The 15,446-nt window shown below is 56.5% G+C and carries 10 protein-coding genes; 3 read left to right on the plus strand and 7 right to left on the minus strand.

What is annotated here, in order from left to right; genetic code table 11:
- Positions 1-24 precede the first annotated feature (24 nt).
- The 3 genes from wzc to AC2FAJ_RS06720 are packed head-to-tail and all read right to left on the minus strand — an operon-like array spanning position 25 to position 3,779.
- Positions 25-2,187: a tyrosine-protein kinase Wzc gene (wzc, locus tag AC2FAJ_RS06710; RefSeq protein WP_041909110.1), complete on the minus strand. Its 2,163-nt coding sequence runs from the start codon at positions 2,185-2,187 to the stop codon at positions 25-27.
- A 2-nt stretch (positions 2,188-2,189) separates the two neighbouring features.
- Positions 2,190-2,633, minus strand: coding sequence for a low molecular weight protein-tyrosine-phosphatase Wzb (gene wzb / locus AC2FAJ_RS06715; protein WP_041909108.1), 444 nt, complete (start codon positions 2,631-2,633; stop codon positions 2,190-2,192).
- A gap of 6 nt (positions 2,634-2,639) precedes the next feature.
- Complete coding sequence (locus AC2FAJ_RS06720; protein WP_014170829.1) at positions 2,640-3,779, minus strand: polysaccharide export protein; 1,140 nt, start codon at positions 3,777-3,779, stop codon at positions 2,640-2,642.
- A gap of 692 nt (positions 3,780-4,471) precedes the next feature.
- Between AC2FAJ_RS06720 and AC2FAJ_RS06725 the strand changes: the two genes are divergently transcribed.
- Positions 4,472-6,055, plus strand: coding sequence for a TerC family protein (locus AC2FAJ_RS06725; protein ID WP_041909106.1), 1,584 nt, complete (start codon positions 4,472-4,474; stop codon positions 6,053-6,055).
- A 91-nt stretch (positions 6,056-6,146) separates the two neighbouring features.
- Here the strand turns inward: AC2FAJ_RS06725 and asmA are convergent, their stop codons facing one another.
- The 3 genes from asmA to udk form a co-directional block, all read right to left on the minus strand.
- The gene (asmA, locus tag AC2FAJ_RS06730; RefSeq protein ID WP_041909104.1) at positions 6,147-7,997 is read right to left on the minus strand and encodes an outer membrane assembly protein AsmA; all 1,851 of its coding nucleotides are present in this window, start codon (positions 7,995-7,997) and stop codon (positions 6,147-6,149) included.
- A gap of 22 nt (positions 7,998-8,019) precedes the next feature.
- Positions 8,020-8,601, minus strand: a complete 582-nt coding sequence (dcd, locus tag AC2FAJ_RS06735) for a dCTP deaminase (RefSeq protein ID WP_028013805.1) — start codon at positions 8,599-8,601, stop codon at positions 8,020-8,022.
- Positions 8,602-8,692: 91 nt separating this feature from the next.
- Positions 8,693-9,334 (minus strand): uridine kinase, encoded by a 642-nt coding sequence (gene udk / locus AC2FAJ_RS06740; RefSeq protein WP_008500855.1) that lies wholly within the window; start codon positions 9,332-9,334, stop codon positions 8,693-8,695.
- A gap of 343 nt (positions 9,335-9,677) precedes the next feature.
- Here udk and AC2FAJ_RS06745 point away from each other — a divergent pair, with 343 nt between their 5' ends.
- Positions 9,678-13,007 carry a diguanylate cyclase gene (locus AC2FAJ_RS06745; RefSeq protein WP_485453948.1) on the plus strand — a complete coding sequence of 1,110 codons (3,330 nt, stop codon included), beginning with the start codon at positions 9,678-9,680 and terminating at the stop codon, positions 13,005-13,007.
- On the opposite strand, the gene alkA is transcribed toward AC2FAJ_RS06745, so the two are convergent.
- Positions 12,972-13,844: a DNA-3-methyladenine glycosylase 2 gene (gene alkA / locus AC2FAJ_RS06750; RefSeq protein ID WP_485453949.1), complete on the minus strand. Its 873-nt coding sequence runs from the start codon at positions 13,842-13,844 to the stop codon at positions 12,972-12,974. The two genes, AC2FAJ_RS06745 and alkA, sit on opposite strands and share 36 nt — an antisense overlap.
- Before the next feature lie 130 nt (positions 13,845-13,974).
- Here alkA and yegD point away from each other — a divergent pair, with 130 nt between their 5' ends.
- Positions 13,975-15,327 (plus strand): molecular chaperone, encoded by a 1,353-nt coding sequence (gene yegD, locus AC2FAJ_RS06755; RefSeq protein WP_041909098.1) that lies wholly within the window; start codon positions 13,975-13,977, stop codon positions 15,325-15,327.
- Positions 15,328-15,446 lie beyond the last annotated feature (119 nt).

Genomic DNA, 15,446 nt, shown 5'->3' on the forward strand with positions numbered 1-15,446 from the left:
GTTAGGGTGAGGGGGGGTGTTTTGTTATTTGCTGTCAGACTTGTATTCGTACTCGTAATAGCCGTAATCCTGGTACCCGGTCGCGCGGCGGAAGATGGAGTTCAGGATGACCCCTTTCACCTCAATGCCGTTCTGCTCGAAGCGGCTCAGGCTGGTTTCCACTTCCTTCAGGGTATTCACCGCATAGCGCGCCACCATCAGCGTGGTACCCGCATGACGGCCAACCACGGCAGCATCGGTCACGGCCAGAATTGGCGGCGTATCGATCAGCACCAGGTCATAGTTTTTGCTCGCCCACTCAATCAGCTGGGTGAAGCGTTCGCTCATCAGCAGTTCAGACGGGTTCGGCGGCACCTGACCACGCGGGATCAGGTCGAATCTCGGAATCGAGGTCGGCTTGGCGCTCTGGCTAATCTCTCCCTGACCCAGCAGGATTTCCGACAGACCGTTCACGTTGTTGGTGCCCAGCAGTTCGTGGGTATAACCCTTACGCATATCACAGTCGATCAGCAGCACGCGCTTGTTGGTCTGGCTCACCACGGCCGCCAGGTTGGCACAGACAAAGGTCTTACCGATTGACGGGCTGACGCCGGTTAACATCAGGACGTTGTTTTTAGCCTGCATCATGGCGAAGTGCAGACTGGTACGCAGGCTGCGGATCGCTTCAATCGCCAGGTCGGTTGGGTTACCCACGGCCAGCAGCTGGCTCTGTTTGTAACGCTTAACGCCCTTGATGGTCTTGACGCTGTCACGGGATTTTTGCCACTCAGACAGCGGAATGCTGGCATAGACGTTGATACCACTCTCTTCCAGCACCTGCGGGCTTTCGATGCCGCGGTTGAACAGCGAGCGCAGCAGGACGCCAACGATAGAGAGCATCAGGCCAAGAATGATGCTGCCGAGAATAATCAGCGCTTTCTTCGGTTTCAGCACGCCAGGCTGGGTAATGGCCGGGTCGACGATACGCACGTCACCCACGGTGCTGGCCTCGGTGATTTTCAGCTCCTGCTGTTTGTTCAGCAGCTGCATGTAAACCTGCTGTCCGGATTCAACGTCGCGGGTAAGACGCACGATCTCCTGCTGCGTTTTCGGCATCGCGGTCACGCGGTCGTTCAGCTTCGCCTTCTCCTCTTCGAGAGTGCGGCGCTTCTCCAGCAGCGTGCGGTAGGCCGGGTGGCGTTTGGTGTAAAGCTTGGAAATCTCTGCCTCTTTGAAGGTCAGCTCGTTGAGCTGCGCATCAATATTCACCATCGAGTCGAGAACCGATTTCGCCTCCAGCGGCAGGTCGACGGAGTCTTTATCCTGACGGTAGGCGTTCAGCTTGTTCTCGGCATCATCCAGACGGGCACGTACTTCCGGGAGCTGTTTAGCGAGGAACGCCAGGCTTTTCGCCGCTTCCGCCGACTTGCGCTCGACGTTCTGCTCAAGGTAGTTGCGGGTAATGCTGTTCAGGATGTCGCGAATTTGATCTTTATCTTCACCGGTAAAGGTCATGCTCAGCACGCCGGTGTCCTTACCGTTTTCGGTGACGGTCAGGTTGTTCTGCAGATTGTTGATCATTCCCAGCGTGGAGAATTTGGTGACGGTGAATTCACCGCCCTCCTGGGCGTGGATCGCGCTAACCATCATGCTAACGCCGTCTTTGTTCAGCATCTGCCCCACTTCGCCGCGTGCGCTAAAGCCCGCATCGCTGGTCAGCTGATACTGTTTCGGGCCCAGCACCGTCAGGGTAAAGGTTTGATCCCCCGCCCCTTTCGGCAGCACAAAGTCAGTGACCTTTACGGTGTCATTGCTGCGCCCCATCAGACGGTCCCAGCCGGCACCGAAGATCGGGAACGTATTTTTGGTGACGGAGATGTCGAGTCCGAGGTCGTGAACCGTTTTACCCAGCACCAGACGCGACTGGATCAGCTGAATTTCAGCGTCGGATGCTGGCGGTTTGTTCGCCAGCGCGGAGCCGATATCCTGCACCAGCGAGTTGCCGGTATTCTGCTCGATCTGCACCAGCGCGTCGGCGCTGTAGATTGGTGTGGCGAACAGCGTATACACGACGGCCGCTGCGGCAAACACGGCAGTAATGCCAAGCACCCACCACTTTGCCTCGATAACCGTGCCGACCAGGCGACCAATATCAATTTCATCACTGCCCGAAGTCGGGGCGGCAGAAGGTCTTGTTTTTTCTGTCATTGTTATCCCTGCTGAGCTTTCAGTGCCTGCGCCCACTGTTGGGCAGACTGGTCAAGTAAGGTGTAAACCGCCTCGAAGGCTTCATGGCTCTTGCGATACGGATCGGGGATTTCGCGTTCGTTGTCCCAGTGACCAAACAGCATCACCTTGCCGCGCATCTCCGGAGCGATATCGCATAGCGCATGAATATGGCGTTTTTCCATTGCCAGAATCAGGTCATACTCCCGGCACATGCGGCCGGTGACCTGGCGGGCGATATGCCCGTCAAGAGAGAGGTTGTGATCGCGGGCCACGCTCGCGGCGCGCTCGTCGGCACCTTTGCCCACCAGCGCGCCCAGCCCTGCGGACTCGACCGTTAACTCGGGCTGGTACTGTTTCAACAGCCGTTCAGCCGTGGGGGAACGGCAAATGTTCCCCACGCATACCACCAGAATTTTGTTAAACATCGCGGATTACCAGGTATGAATGTCGCGCGCCGTATCCGTCATGTAGCGAACGCCACTGATGGTTGGCAGCAACTGGTTGATCAGACGGTTCCAGCGGGCAACCGGCGCGGTGGTGACGTAAACCACATCGTATGGCTGGAGACGGAACTCCGTCGCCATCACCAGAGACGTCGCATCGGACATATCCAGCTGGTAGATGTTGGCAATCTTGCCCTTCGCGCTGCCTTCACCCTTCAGCGGACGGATGACGAAGATACCGGTCGCGTTAGAGGTGGTCAGATCGATACCTTCAGCATTGCCCAGCGCTTCGGTCAGGGTCATGCCGCTGAAGTCCATTTTGAGGGTGCTCTGTTTCTTCACTTCACCCATCACGAAGACTTTCAGATCGTCGTTGCGCGGTACGTAGAGAATATCGCCCGGATAGAGCAGGCGGTTCTGGGTCAGGTCGCCGTTTTGCATCAGCGCCTGCAGCGAAATGCGCTGCTCTTTGCCGTTGTGGGTCAGCACCACGTTGCGCCAGTCGGCGCCGTCAGTTAAGCCGCCCGCGGCGTTAATGGCGTCCAGAACGGTGAGCGGAACGTTGGTGATGGCCTGCTGGCCGGATTTGTTCACCTGACCGGAGATATAGGCTTTTTGCGAGCGGAATGCGGCGATATTAACGTCCACCTGCGGGTCGGCGATGTACTGCGCTAAGCGGCCGGTAATATCACTACGGATCTCGGCAAGCGTTTTCCCGGCGACATGTACTTTACCAATGTACGGATAGAACATGGTGCCATCTGACTGTACCCAGTTCCCGGTGTCGCTTGAGCTACGGTACTGGCCCGCTGGCGTGGTCAGTTCAGGGTGGTCCCAGACGGTCACGTTGATCACGTCGCCCGGCCCTACACGATACTGATAGGAGGCAATTTCCTGGTCCAGAGACATATTCGGCTGGGCAACATTCGGACGTGGACGTAATTGTTCGACCAGACGTGGCGTAAGTGGATAAACATTCACCATTTTGTCGAGATCAAAATCGGCATCCTGTTGCTTGATCACATCCTTACCCATTGTTGACATATTGCTGCCGGGAAAGACCGTGCAACCACTCATCAAGGTCACAGACACCAATAATGGCATCAATTTCATTTTGGATTTCATCATTGATTATTTATCACTTTGGCAGAGTAATTATCCTGTGCAATTTAAATAAGCCTGAGACGTATTGGGTTTCAGCATGCAGTTAATCAAATAGAAATATAACTGGCATCAGTCCTAAAAAAAGCTTATTCATCCATTGGCTATTGACAGAATAATCGAGGCTGATTCACACGCTTTCAGGCACGCTACCGCCCTTGGCTTTCAGTTACCAATCCACTGACTAAACAATGTGTTATGGATAGACACCCTCTTGAGTAAGGTCTTCTGGAAATATATCAGCCGCTTGAAATACACAACGGATAATGAATGACCATTCCGAAGACCAAAACAATAATAGCAACAACAAGATTTAACATTTGATGCTGGGAGAATTGTTGCAGCTAACCTAATAGCAGGCAAGGAGACAACTGTCCTAATATCTGTTTTTAAGATTAATATTAAGAGCAAAGTTTTGACCTTTTAGGATTTTCTTTATATTGACAAAAAGAGAGTAAAAACCATTATCTGCGATATATCCTAAAAAGCACTCAAAATAATAAAATATACGTATTTTGCTTATTTACACTCATCTGAGACTGCTCTCTTTTTTACGCATCGTATTAAGAGAAATCTCAGCCCGACATTGCATTTTCCCCCAGCTTTATCCATGATCGAAGTGTGACATTCGTCATATAACAGAAGGTATTGCTATTACTATGGAATGGATTGCCGATCCATCAATCTGGGCCGGGCTGGTGACGTTGGTCGTCATCGAATTAGTGCTCGGTATTGATAATCTGGTGTTTATCGCCATCCTCGCTGAAAAACTGCCCCCTTCCCAGCGCGACCGCGCGCGCGTGACGGGTCTGCTGCTGGCGATGGTGATGCGTTTACTGCTGCTGGCCTCTATCTCCTGGATGGTCACGCTCACTCAGCCTCTGTTCTCCGTTCGCGGCCTGAGCTTTAGCGCGCGCGACCTGATCATGCTCTTCGGCGGGCTGTTCCTGCTGTTCAAAGCCACGGTGGAGCTTAACGAGCGGCTCGAAGGCAAGGACAGCGAGAACCCGACCCAGCGACGCGGGGCGAGATTCTGGCCGGTGGTGGCGCAAATTGTGGTGCTCGATGCGGTCTTCTCCCTGGATTCGGTGATTACCGCCGTCGGGATGGTGGACCATCTCGCCGTCATGATGGCCGCGGTAATCATCGCCATCACGCTGATGGTGATGGCGAGCAAAGCACTGACCCGCTTTGTGAACAGCCACCCGACAATCGTGATCCTCTGCCTCAGCTTCCTTCTGATGATTGGCTTTAGCCTGGTTGCCGACGGTTTCGGCTTCCACATTCCGAAAGGCTACCTGTACGCCGCCATTGGCTTCTCCGTCATGATTGAAGCGCTCAACCAGCTGGCGATATTTAACCGCCGCCGGTTTCTCTCCGCGAATCAGACCCTGCGCCAGCGCACGGCCGACACCGTGATGCGCCTGTTGAGCGGCAGAAAAGAGGATGCCGAGCTGGACGCCGAATCCTCTGCCCTGCTGGCCGATCACAGCGACGGGCAAATCTTTAACACGCAGGAGCGGCTGATGATCGAGCGCGTGCTCAACCTGAATCAGCGCACGGTCAGCAGCATCATGACCTCCCGGCATGACATTGAGCATATTGACCTCACGGCACCAGAAGAGCAGATCCGCGCCCTGCTGGATAAAAACCAGCACACCCGGCTGGTGGTCACCGGCGGTGAAGAGGAAGAGGAGCTGCTGGGGGTGGTACACGTGATTGACCTGCTCCAGCAGCAGCTGCACGGCGAGCCGCTCAACCTGCGCGCGCTGGTACGCCAGCCACTGGTCTTCCCGGAAGCGCTTCCGCTGCTCTCCGCGCTGGAGCAGTTCCGCAACGCGCGCACCCATTTCGCGTTTGTGGTGGATGAATTTGGTTCGGTGGAAGGGCTGGTCACGCTCAGCGACGTAATGGAAACCATCGCCGGTAATCTGCCAAACGAGGTGGATGAGATTGATGCCCGCCACGACATTCAGAAAAACGCTGACGGCTCGTGGACGGCCAACGGCCACATGCCGCTGGAAGACCTTGTGCAGTACGTGCCGCTACCGCTGGATGAAAAACGGGAATACCACACCATTGCCGGTCTGCTGATGGAGTATTTGCAGCGCATCCCGCAGCCGGGAGAAGAGGTTCAGGTGGGCGACTATCTGCTTAAAACCCTGCAGATTGAAAACCATCGCGTGCAGAAAGTGCAGCTTATTCCACTGCGGGATGAGGAAGAGCTGGATTTTGAGGTCTAGGTAAACCAAAACGGCAACCCCGTTGCCGTTTTAGTGTTTGCCCCTCTCCCGTGGGAGAGGGTCTGGGTGAGGCCATCAGGCCACACCGCCGTCAAAGCTTATCCAGAAGCTTCTTCACATCCTTGCCGTTCTGGGAATCTTTATTACGATCCGCCCAGCTGTTGAGCCGACGCTTCGCTTCATCCTGCAGATGCTTACGCAGGATCTGATCTACCTGAAGGCTGTAGTTCAGCGCCTGCCATTTGCCGTATACGCTAAGCGGAACCGGCGTCTCTTTGAGGAAGTCAATCAGCTTGCTTTCGCCCTGCCAGCCGGAAAGCACCCGGACGTTAAAGCGCGTGTCCGCCGTCTCTTTGACCAGATCCAGCGAGCCTTCTCCGGTTAAGGACAGCATAGATGAAGTTCCCTGCATCCCGGCCAGCGTCAGCACCCCGTTATCCAGCGTCAGGTCAGTGGTGAAGCTGTCGAGGCGAGTTGCGCTGTCGTAGTTTTCCTGGGCTTTAACATCGCTGCTGCGCTCCACCGCCTGCTGAACCAGCTGCTGGAAGTTGAGCCCTTCCATTCGCGAATCTTTCAGGTCAACATGCGCCTCGCCCTGCCACTCACGGCGGAAGGCGTTGGCATCAATTTTGGTGCCTGAGAAATCGCCCGCCAGCGTCAGCTGACCCGTCAGGGATATCGGATAGTTAAAGGCTTTGAGGATGCTGCCAATCTCAACGTTGTCGAGACGCGGCTGGAATTCAGCGCTGGCAACGTCCTTACGCACGTCCAGCGTACCCGGAAGTGACAGGTGACCCGCCCCCATTTTGCCGCTCAGTTCTGAAATTACCAGCAACCCGTTGTGGTTGAACATCTGGCCGCTCACGTCGGTAAAATCAATACCGCGCCAGCGCACGCTGTTGGCTTTCAGCAGAATATCCGCCGTGAAGCCGCGCAGCACGTTATAGTCAGGCTGTTCAAGGTTGGATGAGATAACCGGACGCGACACCGGTGACTGGCTTTGCCCCGTCTGCACGGCATCGCTGTCCGTTGCGCTTGCCGGCACCGGTGGCAGGATGTTCTCCAGGTTGAGCTTGTCAAACTGCAGGTTCAGCACCCACTTCGGCTTATCGTCGAGCGTGACGCTCGCCTGCCCTTTCAGGCTGCTGTCGTTGGCCTGCAGATTAAGGTTTTCCAGCGCCAGCTGTTTTTGCTCTTCGCGCCATACGGCCTGCAGCGTCCCCTGCCCGGCGATCCCCTGGGTAGGGAGATCCGCTCCCGTCAGCTGCCAGCTAAGCTGCTGGATGTCGGCCGTCAGCTGATGCGGGTAGTCCGACGCATTCACGTTTGCATTGAACGAAAGGGACAGATCGCGCTGGTCGCGGTTTACCCGTCCGCTAAATTCCAGCGACGCAAGATGGTGTTCATCCTGTTCCATCTGCAGGTTGATGTTGCGAACGGTGACCTGCTCCTGATCCTCATGCTGGAACACCAGCACGCTATCGGCCACTTTCAGTTTGCCTATATCAAAGGACCAGCCCGTATCGGACGGTTCATCCGGTAAGGTATTCTCGCGCGGCGCAACCGGCGCATTCGCGTCGCGCACGGCTTCGGTCTGCGGGGTAAGCTGAATGACCGCGCCCTTCAGCATCACCTGATTAACCTGCAGCTGATGGGAGATGAGCGGGATCAGCGCCACATCGAGACGCATGTTGTCCGCAGAGACCAGCGGCTGTGCCGCGCCCGGCGCGGTTAACGACATGCGGCCAGAGAGAATGCTGAGCTGCGGCCAGACGTGCCAGCGCAGCGGCCCGTCAAGCTTCAGTTGGTAACCACTGCGTGCCTCGACCTGCCGCACCATGTAAGCGCGGAAATCATTCGGGTTAACCAGCAGAACCAACGCCGAAAGGCCAGCAACCAGCACTACCAGCAAAATCATCAGCGTTGTCAGAACTCTTCTCATGGCATCCTCAATGGACTAACGATCAGTCTTTATCAATACGGCTGGCAACCGCACCCTGCTGGTCGCGGTATTTTGCGTCCTGGCGGCGGTTATAAGGCCTGTCTGCCGGGCCTGTCAGCGGTTCAAAGCTTAACGCGCCGATCATCATTCCGGGGCGCAGCGCCAGCGGCAGTTTACCGGCGTTGAAGAACTCCAGCACGATACGGCCGGACCAGCCTGGGTCGATACGGTGCGCGGTCACGTGAACCATCAGCCCCAGGCGGGCCAGAGAAGAACGGCCATCAAGCCAGCCGACGAGATCCGCAGGCAGGGTCACGGATTCATACGTCACCGCCAGCGCCAGTTCACCCGGGTGCAGATAAAAAGCTTCGCCTTCGTCAATGATGATTTCATCACTCATGACGCGATCGAGCGCGGCGCTGACTTCATCCTTCGGCCCGCTGAGGTCGATGAACGGCGCAGTATGGCCGCTAAAGGTGCGGAATTTATTCCCCAACCGTACATCAACGGTCACCCCATTGATGCGCTCCACGGGGGGACGTGGGGTAATAGACAAGCGGCCTTCATCCAGCCAGGCTTCAATATCACGATCGCAAAGACGCATGGTGCTTTCTCCTTTCATGCATCGTACCCTGAGCCGTTGAACGCTCAGGGTAAAACCAGGTTATCTCTGAACGGTACACAATTCGCGCGGCTTATTCAAAAAACTGGCTGATTTTCGCTTTTAAGATATCAATAGCAATGCGGTTTTTGCCCCCGCGAGGCACGATGATATCAGCGTATTGTTTGGATGGTTCAATAAACTGCAGGAACATCGGACGGACCGTTTTCTGGTATTGCGCCATGACGGAGTCCATAGAACGGCCGCGCTCGTTAACGTCACGCTTGATGCGGCGCATCAGGCAGATATCCAGCGGGGTATCGACGAAGATGGAGAAGTTCATGGATTCACGCAGGCGGGCATCGGTCAGGAGCAGGATGCCTTCAAGGATAATGACCTTCTTCGGCTCGATGCGGATCGTTTCCTGGGTACGGGTGTGTTCTACGTAACTGTAAACGGGCAGTTCGATCGCCTGGCCGCTCTTAAGCGCTTCTAAATGCTGGAACAGTAAACTGTGATCCATCGCATTCGGGTGGTCGTAGTTGGTTTTTACACGTTCTTCCATCGACAGATGGGATTGATCTTTGTAGTAGCTGTCTTCGGGAATGACGCCGATATGCTCATCACCTACCTGTTCACGCAGTTCGCGATAAAGCGTACTGGCAATTAGACTTTTACCTGAAGCCGATGCGCCGGCGATGCCTATAATGACGCACTGATGAGACTTATCAGTCATAAATTTAGCGACCTGAATAACCTGGATGTAAAGGAAGGACGACGCCGGAGCGTCAAACGCGGCAATTATAGGGATTTCGCGGGCGTGATACCAGTCGAATGCGCAGGTTCTGCGAGACGGGCTGAAAAGTGGCGCATTGCTCCCTGAGAGAAATTTTAATGACCGTTTTTTCAGCGTTTAACAGGGATTTTTTAGCGAGTAACTATTTAATAAGTCTATGATGTCAAATTATGAGCAGTCGCCATATGAATTGTAAATTGTTTGTACTAGCATAAACCAACTTATCAAATTCACTCGTGCGCACTTCTCTCCTGACGGCATGGCGTCTCTGGATAAAGCGGTAATGAATAAACAATACCAGCGGGTTTTGGTTACCACCCCACATCCTTTATTACGACTTGTCTGTCTGGGCCTGGTCACCTTTATCTTTACCTTATTTTCGCTGGAGCTTACCCGCTTCGGTACCCTGCTGGCGCCACTCTGGTTTCCTACCGCCATTATGATGGTGGCGTTTTACCGCCATGCAGGAAAAATGTGGCCCGGGATAGCCCTGGCCTGTTCATTTGGCAATATTCTGGCCTCGTGGATGGCGTTCTCCTGGGCGTCAATAAACCCCACCTACACCGCAATAAACGTTATTGAGGCCATCATCGGTGCCGTGTTACTGCGCAAGCTGCTTCCGTGGTACAACCCGCTGCAAAATCTAAACGACTGGATCCGCCTGGCAATAGGCAGCGCGCTGGTGCCGCCGCTGGTGGGCGGTATTCTGATGACGCTTCTGATCCCCGGCCCTGAGCCGCTGCGTAATTTCATCGTCTGGGTGCTATCTGAATCCATTGGCGCGCTGGCGCTGGTGCCGCTGGGGCTGCTGTTTAAATCCCATTACCTGCTCCGCCACCGTGACCCGAGATTGCTGCTGGAAACCCTGGTTACCATGGCCGTAACGCTGGCCCTCAGTTGGGCATCCATCACCTGGCTGCCGTGGCCCTTTACCTGCGTGATTGTCCTGCTGATGTGGAGCGCCGTGCGCTTGCCGCGGATGGAAGCGTTCATGGTGTTTCTGGTTACCGTGATGGTCGTTTCACTGATGATTGCCCATAACCCTTCGGCGCTGACCACCCAACATGCCGGGCCGATGATGAACGCGCCGTGGCTGCCGTTCCTGATGCTACTCCTCCCCGCTAACGTGATGACCATGGTGATGTATGCCTTCCGTGCCGAACGCAAACACATCACCGAGAGCGAAGAGCGCTTTCGTAATGCAATGGAGTATTCCGCCATCGGTATGGCGTTAGTCAGCATGGAGGGCCAGTGGCTTCAGGCCAACAAGGCGCTGTGCAATTTCCTCGGTTACAGCCAGACAGAGCTACAGTCGCTCACCTTCCAGCAGCTCACCTGGCCGGAAGATTTGCATACCGACCTGGAACAGCTGGAACAGCTGGTCAACGGCGAGATCAACACTTACACCCTTGAAAAGCGCTATTACACGCGCAACGGAGAGGTCGTCTGGGCGCTTTTGGCCGTCTCCGTCGTGCGCCATGCCGATGGCTCGCCGCTCTATTTCATCGCCCAGATTGAAGACATTAACGACCTGAAGCAGACCGAGTGGGTCAATAAGCGCCTGATGGAGCGCATTACGCTGGCCAACGAAGCGGGCGGCATCGGTATCTGGGAGTGGGATCTGGAGCCAGACATCATCAGCTGGGATAAGCGGATGTTTGAGCTGTATGAAATTCCGCCGCACATTAAGCCCACCTGGCAGCTCTGGCACGAAAGAATATTGCCGGAGGATCGCGCCCATGCGGAGCAGGTGCTGCGGGATTCACTGGTTTCGCGTCTGCCGTTTAAGCTTGAATTCCGTATCCGCGTGAAGGAAGGCGTGCGCCATATACGATCCCTGGCCAACCGGGTGCTGAATAAAGAGGGTGAAGTCGAACGTTTGCTCGGCATCAATATGGACATGACCGAGGTGAAGGAGCTTAACGAAGCGCTGTTTCAGGAAAAAGAGCGTCTGCACATCACGCTCGACTCCATCGGCGAAGCGGTGCTCTGTACCGATATCGACATGAACGTCACCTTTATGAACCCGGTCGCCGAGAAGATGAGCGGCTGGCTGCAGACCGAGGCCATCGGCCAGCCGATCCTGAAGGTGTTACACATCACCTTTGGGGAACGGGGCCAGCTGATGGAGAATATTCACAGCGGCGATATGTCACGCTCCGATATCGACCAGGATGTAGTGCTGAACTGCCGCACCGGCGGATCGTTTGATATCCACTACAGCATTACGCCACTCAGTACCCTTGATGGGCACAGTATTGGCTCGGTGATCGTTATTCAGGATGTCACCGAGTCGCGCAAAATGCTGCGTCAGCTAAGCTACAGTGCGTCGCACGATGCCCTCACCCACCTGGCAAATCGGGTCAGCTTCGAAAACCATCTCAAACGGCTTCTGCAAACCGTTCGCGAGACGCGTCAGCGTCATGCGCTGGTCTTTATCGATCTGGACCGCTTCAAAGCCGTCAATGATAGCGCAGGCCATGCGGCGGGAGATGCCCTGCTGCGGGAACTCTCTTCCATGATGTTAACCATGCTTCGCTCCAGCGACGTGCTGGCGCGCCTGGGCGGCGACGAGTTTGGGCTGCTGCTGCCGGACTGCAATATTGAGAGCGCGCGCTATATCACCGGGCGTTTGATCCATACCATCAATGACTATCACTTTATGTGGGAAGGTCGCCTGCACCGGATAGGCGCCAGCGCAGGGATCACCCTGATTGATGAGCATAATAACCAGGCGTCAGAAGTGATGTCGCAGGCGGATATTGCCTGTTATGCCTCGAAAAACAGCGGCCGCGGCATCGTGACGGTGTACGAAGCGCAGCAGGAGCGGGATCGGAGCGCGCGCAGCATGATGTCGCTGGACGAACAGTGGCATATGATCAAAGACAATCATCTGATGATGATAGCCCGCAGCGTCGCCTCCCCGCGCATACCGGAAAGCTGTAACTTCTGGCTGATTTCGCTACGCCTGTGGACCAGCCAGGGTGAAGTCCAGGAGGAGCGCGCCTTCCGTTCTGGTCTGGCGGAGCCCGAACTGCTGCACGCCCTCGACAGACGTATCTTTGGTGAGTTTTTCCGCACCTCTGCCGCACAGGTCGCCCGTAAAGGGATGGGGGTAGCACTGCCGCTTTCCGCCGCCGGTTTAGCCAGCGTAACGCTGGTCGATGAACTCCTCGACCTGCTCGATAACAGCCACATGCCGGGCCGTCTGCTGCATCTGGTTATCGCGAGCGACGTGGTGTGTAGCCCGGATGAGAACCTGCAGCGAGGGCTGCAAAAGCTTCGCCAGGCGGGCTGCCGGGTGATCTTAAGCCAGATAGGGCGCGACATGAACGTCTTCAGCCACCTGAGCCCGAACATGGCCGATTATCTGATGCTGGACGCCGAGGTGGTGAGCAACGTGTATGGCAATCTGATGGATGAGATGATGGTGACCATCGTTCAGGGCCACGCCCAGCGTCTGGGGATGAAAACCATCGCGGGCCCCTGCAACCAGCCCATCATGATGGATACGCTTTCCGGCATCGGCATTGATTTTATCTATGGCGACACCATCGCCGAGCCGCAGCCGCTGGATCTACTGCTCAACACCAGTTATTTCGCCATCAACTGATGGCGTCCAGCCGTCGGTATACCAGATGTGCAGCAGCGCGTAGGAGCGCCACGGCTGCCAGCGCTCGGCGTAACGACGGATCTGCGCGGGGGTCATCCCGGCGAAGCGTTGCTTAATCAGATAATCATCCGGCAGGAACACATCTTTCGCCTGCCAGCCTCTCAGGGCCAGGTAATTTGCCGTCCAGCGCCCGATGCCCGGCCGCTGCTGTAGCGCCTTCATGCCCGCCTCAACGTCCTCGGGCGGCGTCAGCGGAAACGTCCCGTCAACAACCGACTGCGCCAGATGAATCAGCGCCTCCGCGCGTTTTACCGGCATCCCGAGCGCCTTGAGCGCCAGCGGATCGGCAGCGGCCAGCGCTTGCGGGGAGGGAAAGCAGACATAACCCGGTGCATCCTTCACCGGCTCACCGCACAGGGCGACAACGCGGGAAGCCAGTTTCGCCGCCATCGCCACGCTGACCAACTGCCCGAGAATGGCCCGGACGCCCTGCTCGTACGCATCCATCGCCCCCGGCAGACGCAAGCCAGGGCGGGCAGCGCCAAGATCCCCCAGCGTATCCGCGATGTGCTGCGGGTTACAGGCGAGATCGAACAGGCGCGCGATGCGTTCAAGACACGTCTGCGCAACCGGAACCAACCCCGGGCTGAGCGTCACGGTCAGCGTATGGGTAGCGATATCCGGCGTCACGCGAAATATCCCCTGATGGCCGTCGCAGGCAACGCTGCGCTCGTAGTAGTCGCTCGTGACGATTTCAATGCCCGTCACCGCACGCGCGCCGAGAAAGCCAAACATCCACTGCCAGTCGTAAGGGGGTTGCCACGTCAGGGTATACATCGCTGCTCCTTTTTTATTTTTATCAGCATAAACGGAAAGACCTTGTTTTGCCTTGCTTTCATATTCCTGTTGTCGCGATGCAGACATTTCGTTAAAGTCTCGCCCCTTCTCACCGGCATGGGGATTAATCGTGTTTATTGGATTTGACTACGGTACGGCAAACTGCTCGGTTGCGATCATGCAAAACGGCCAACCGCAGCTTCTGAAAATGGAAAAAGAGAGCACGCTGCTGCCATCAATGCTCTGCGCGCCGACGCGCGAAGCGGTGAGCGAGTGGCTGTTTCGCCATCATCAGGTTCCGGCCACCGCGGCGGAGACCCAGGCGCTGCTGCGTCGGGCGGTCAGCTTTAACCGCGAGGAAGACATCGACGTTACCCCTTCCAGCGTGCAGTTTGGCCTCTCCTCGCTCGGGCATTACATTGAAGACCCGGAAGAGGTCTACTTCGTTAAATCGCCAAAGTCCTTCCTCGGCGCGAGCGGCCTGAAGCCGCAGCAGGTGGCGATGTTTGAAGATCTGGTGTGCGCCATGATGTTGCATATCCGCAATCAGGCGCAGTCGCAGGTGCCGGATACTATCACCCAGGCGGTGATTGGCCGCCCGATCAACTTCCAGGGGCTGGGCGGTGACGAAGCCAACCAGCAGGCGCAGGGGATCCTTGAACGTGCGGCGCACCGGGCGGGATTCCGCGACGTGGTGTTTCAGTACGAGCCGGTTGCGGCGGGGCTGGATTTTGAAGCCACGCTGACGGAAGAGAAGCGCGTGCTGGTCGTCGACATCGGGGGCGGTACAACGGACTGCTCGCTGCTGCTGATGGGGCCGCAGTGGCATCACCGTCGTGACCGCGAAAACAGCCTGCTCGGGCACAGCGGCTGCCGCGTAGGCGGCAACGATCTGGATATCGCCCTGGCCTTTAAGAGCCTGATGCCGCTGCTGGGCATGGGCGGGCAAACGGAAAAAGGCATTGCCCTGCCGATCCTGCCGTGGTGGAACGCGATTGCCATCAACGATGTTCCGGCGCAGAGTGATTTTTACAGCACCGCGAACGGGCGCTTCCTCAACGACCTGGTGCGCGACGCGCAGGATGCCGAGAAGGTCGCCCTGCTCTATAAAGTGTGGCGTCAGCGCCTGAGCTACCGCGTGGTGCGAACTGCGGAGGAGTGCAAAATCGCCCTTTCCGACCGTCCTGAACATGCGGTCTCCTTGCCGTTTATCAGCGAGGATCTGGCCACGGCGATTTCACAGGAGGGGCTGGAAACGGCGCTTGCCCAGCCGCTGCAGCGCATTCTGGAGCAAGTCCAGCTGGCGCTGGAGAACGGCAAAGAGAAGCCGGATGTGATCTACCTGACCGGCGGTAGCGCCCGTTCGCCGCTGATCAAGAAAGCGCTGGCGGAACAGCTGCCGGGCATTCCGATTGCCGGTGGGGATGACTTTGGCTCCGTTACCGCAGGGCTGGCGCGCTGGGCGCAGGTGATGTTTAGCTAATGCGGTTGTGCCGGGTGGCGGCTTCGCCTTACCCGGCTAAAACGATCGCCACACTCAGACCATTCCTGACAGTCTTCCATATTTCCTCCATTTTTCCGCTGTGTTAGCTGACTAAACTA

The organism is Enterobacter cloacae complex sp. 385G4 (assembly GCF_057320665.1).

What these genes read in the sequence shown, in the direction of transcription:
- wzc (WP_041909110.1), bottom strand. Translation starts at nt 2,187, where the DNA reads ATGACAGAAAAAACAAGACCTTCTGCCGCCCCGACTTCGGGCAGTGAT.
- wzb (WP_041909108.1), bottom strand. Translation starts at nt 2,633, where the DNA reads ATGTTTAACAAAATTCTGGTGGTATGCGTGGGGAACATTTGCCGTTCC.
- AC2FAJ_RS06720 (WP_014170829.1), bottom strand. Translation starts at nt 3,779, where the DNA reads ATGATGAAATCCAAAATGAAATTGATGCCATTATTGGTGTCTGTGACC.
- AC2FAJ_RS06725 (WP_041909106.1), top strand. Translation starts at nt 4,472, where the DNA reads ATGGAATGGATTGCCGATCCATCAATCTGGGCCGGGCTGGTGACGTTG.
- asmA (WP_041909104.1), bottom strand. Translation starts at nt 7,997, where the DNA reads ATGAGAAGAGTTCTGACAACGCTGATGATTTTGCTGGTAGTGCTGGTT.
- dcd (WP_028013805.1), bottom strand. Translation starts at nt 8,601, where the DNA reads ATGCGTCTTTGCGATCGTGATATTGAAGCCTGGCTGGATGAAGGCCGC.
- udk (WP_008500855.1), bottom strand. Translation starts at nt 9,334, where the DNA reads ATGACTGATAAGTCTCATCAGTGCGTCATTATAGGCATCGCCGGCGCA.
- AC2FAJ_RS06745 (WP_485453948.1), top strand. Translation starts at nt 9,678, where the DNA reads ATGAATAAACAATACCAGCGGGTTTTGGTTACCACCCCACATCCTTTA.
- alkA (WP_485453949.1), bottom strand. Translation starts at nt 13,844, where the DNA reads ATGTATACCCTGACGTGGCAACCCCCTTACGACTGGCAGTGGATGTTT.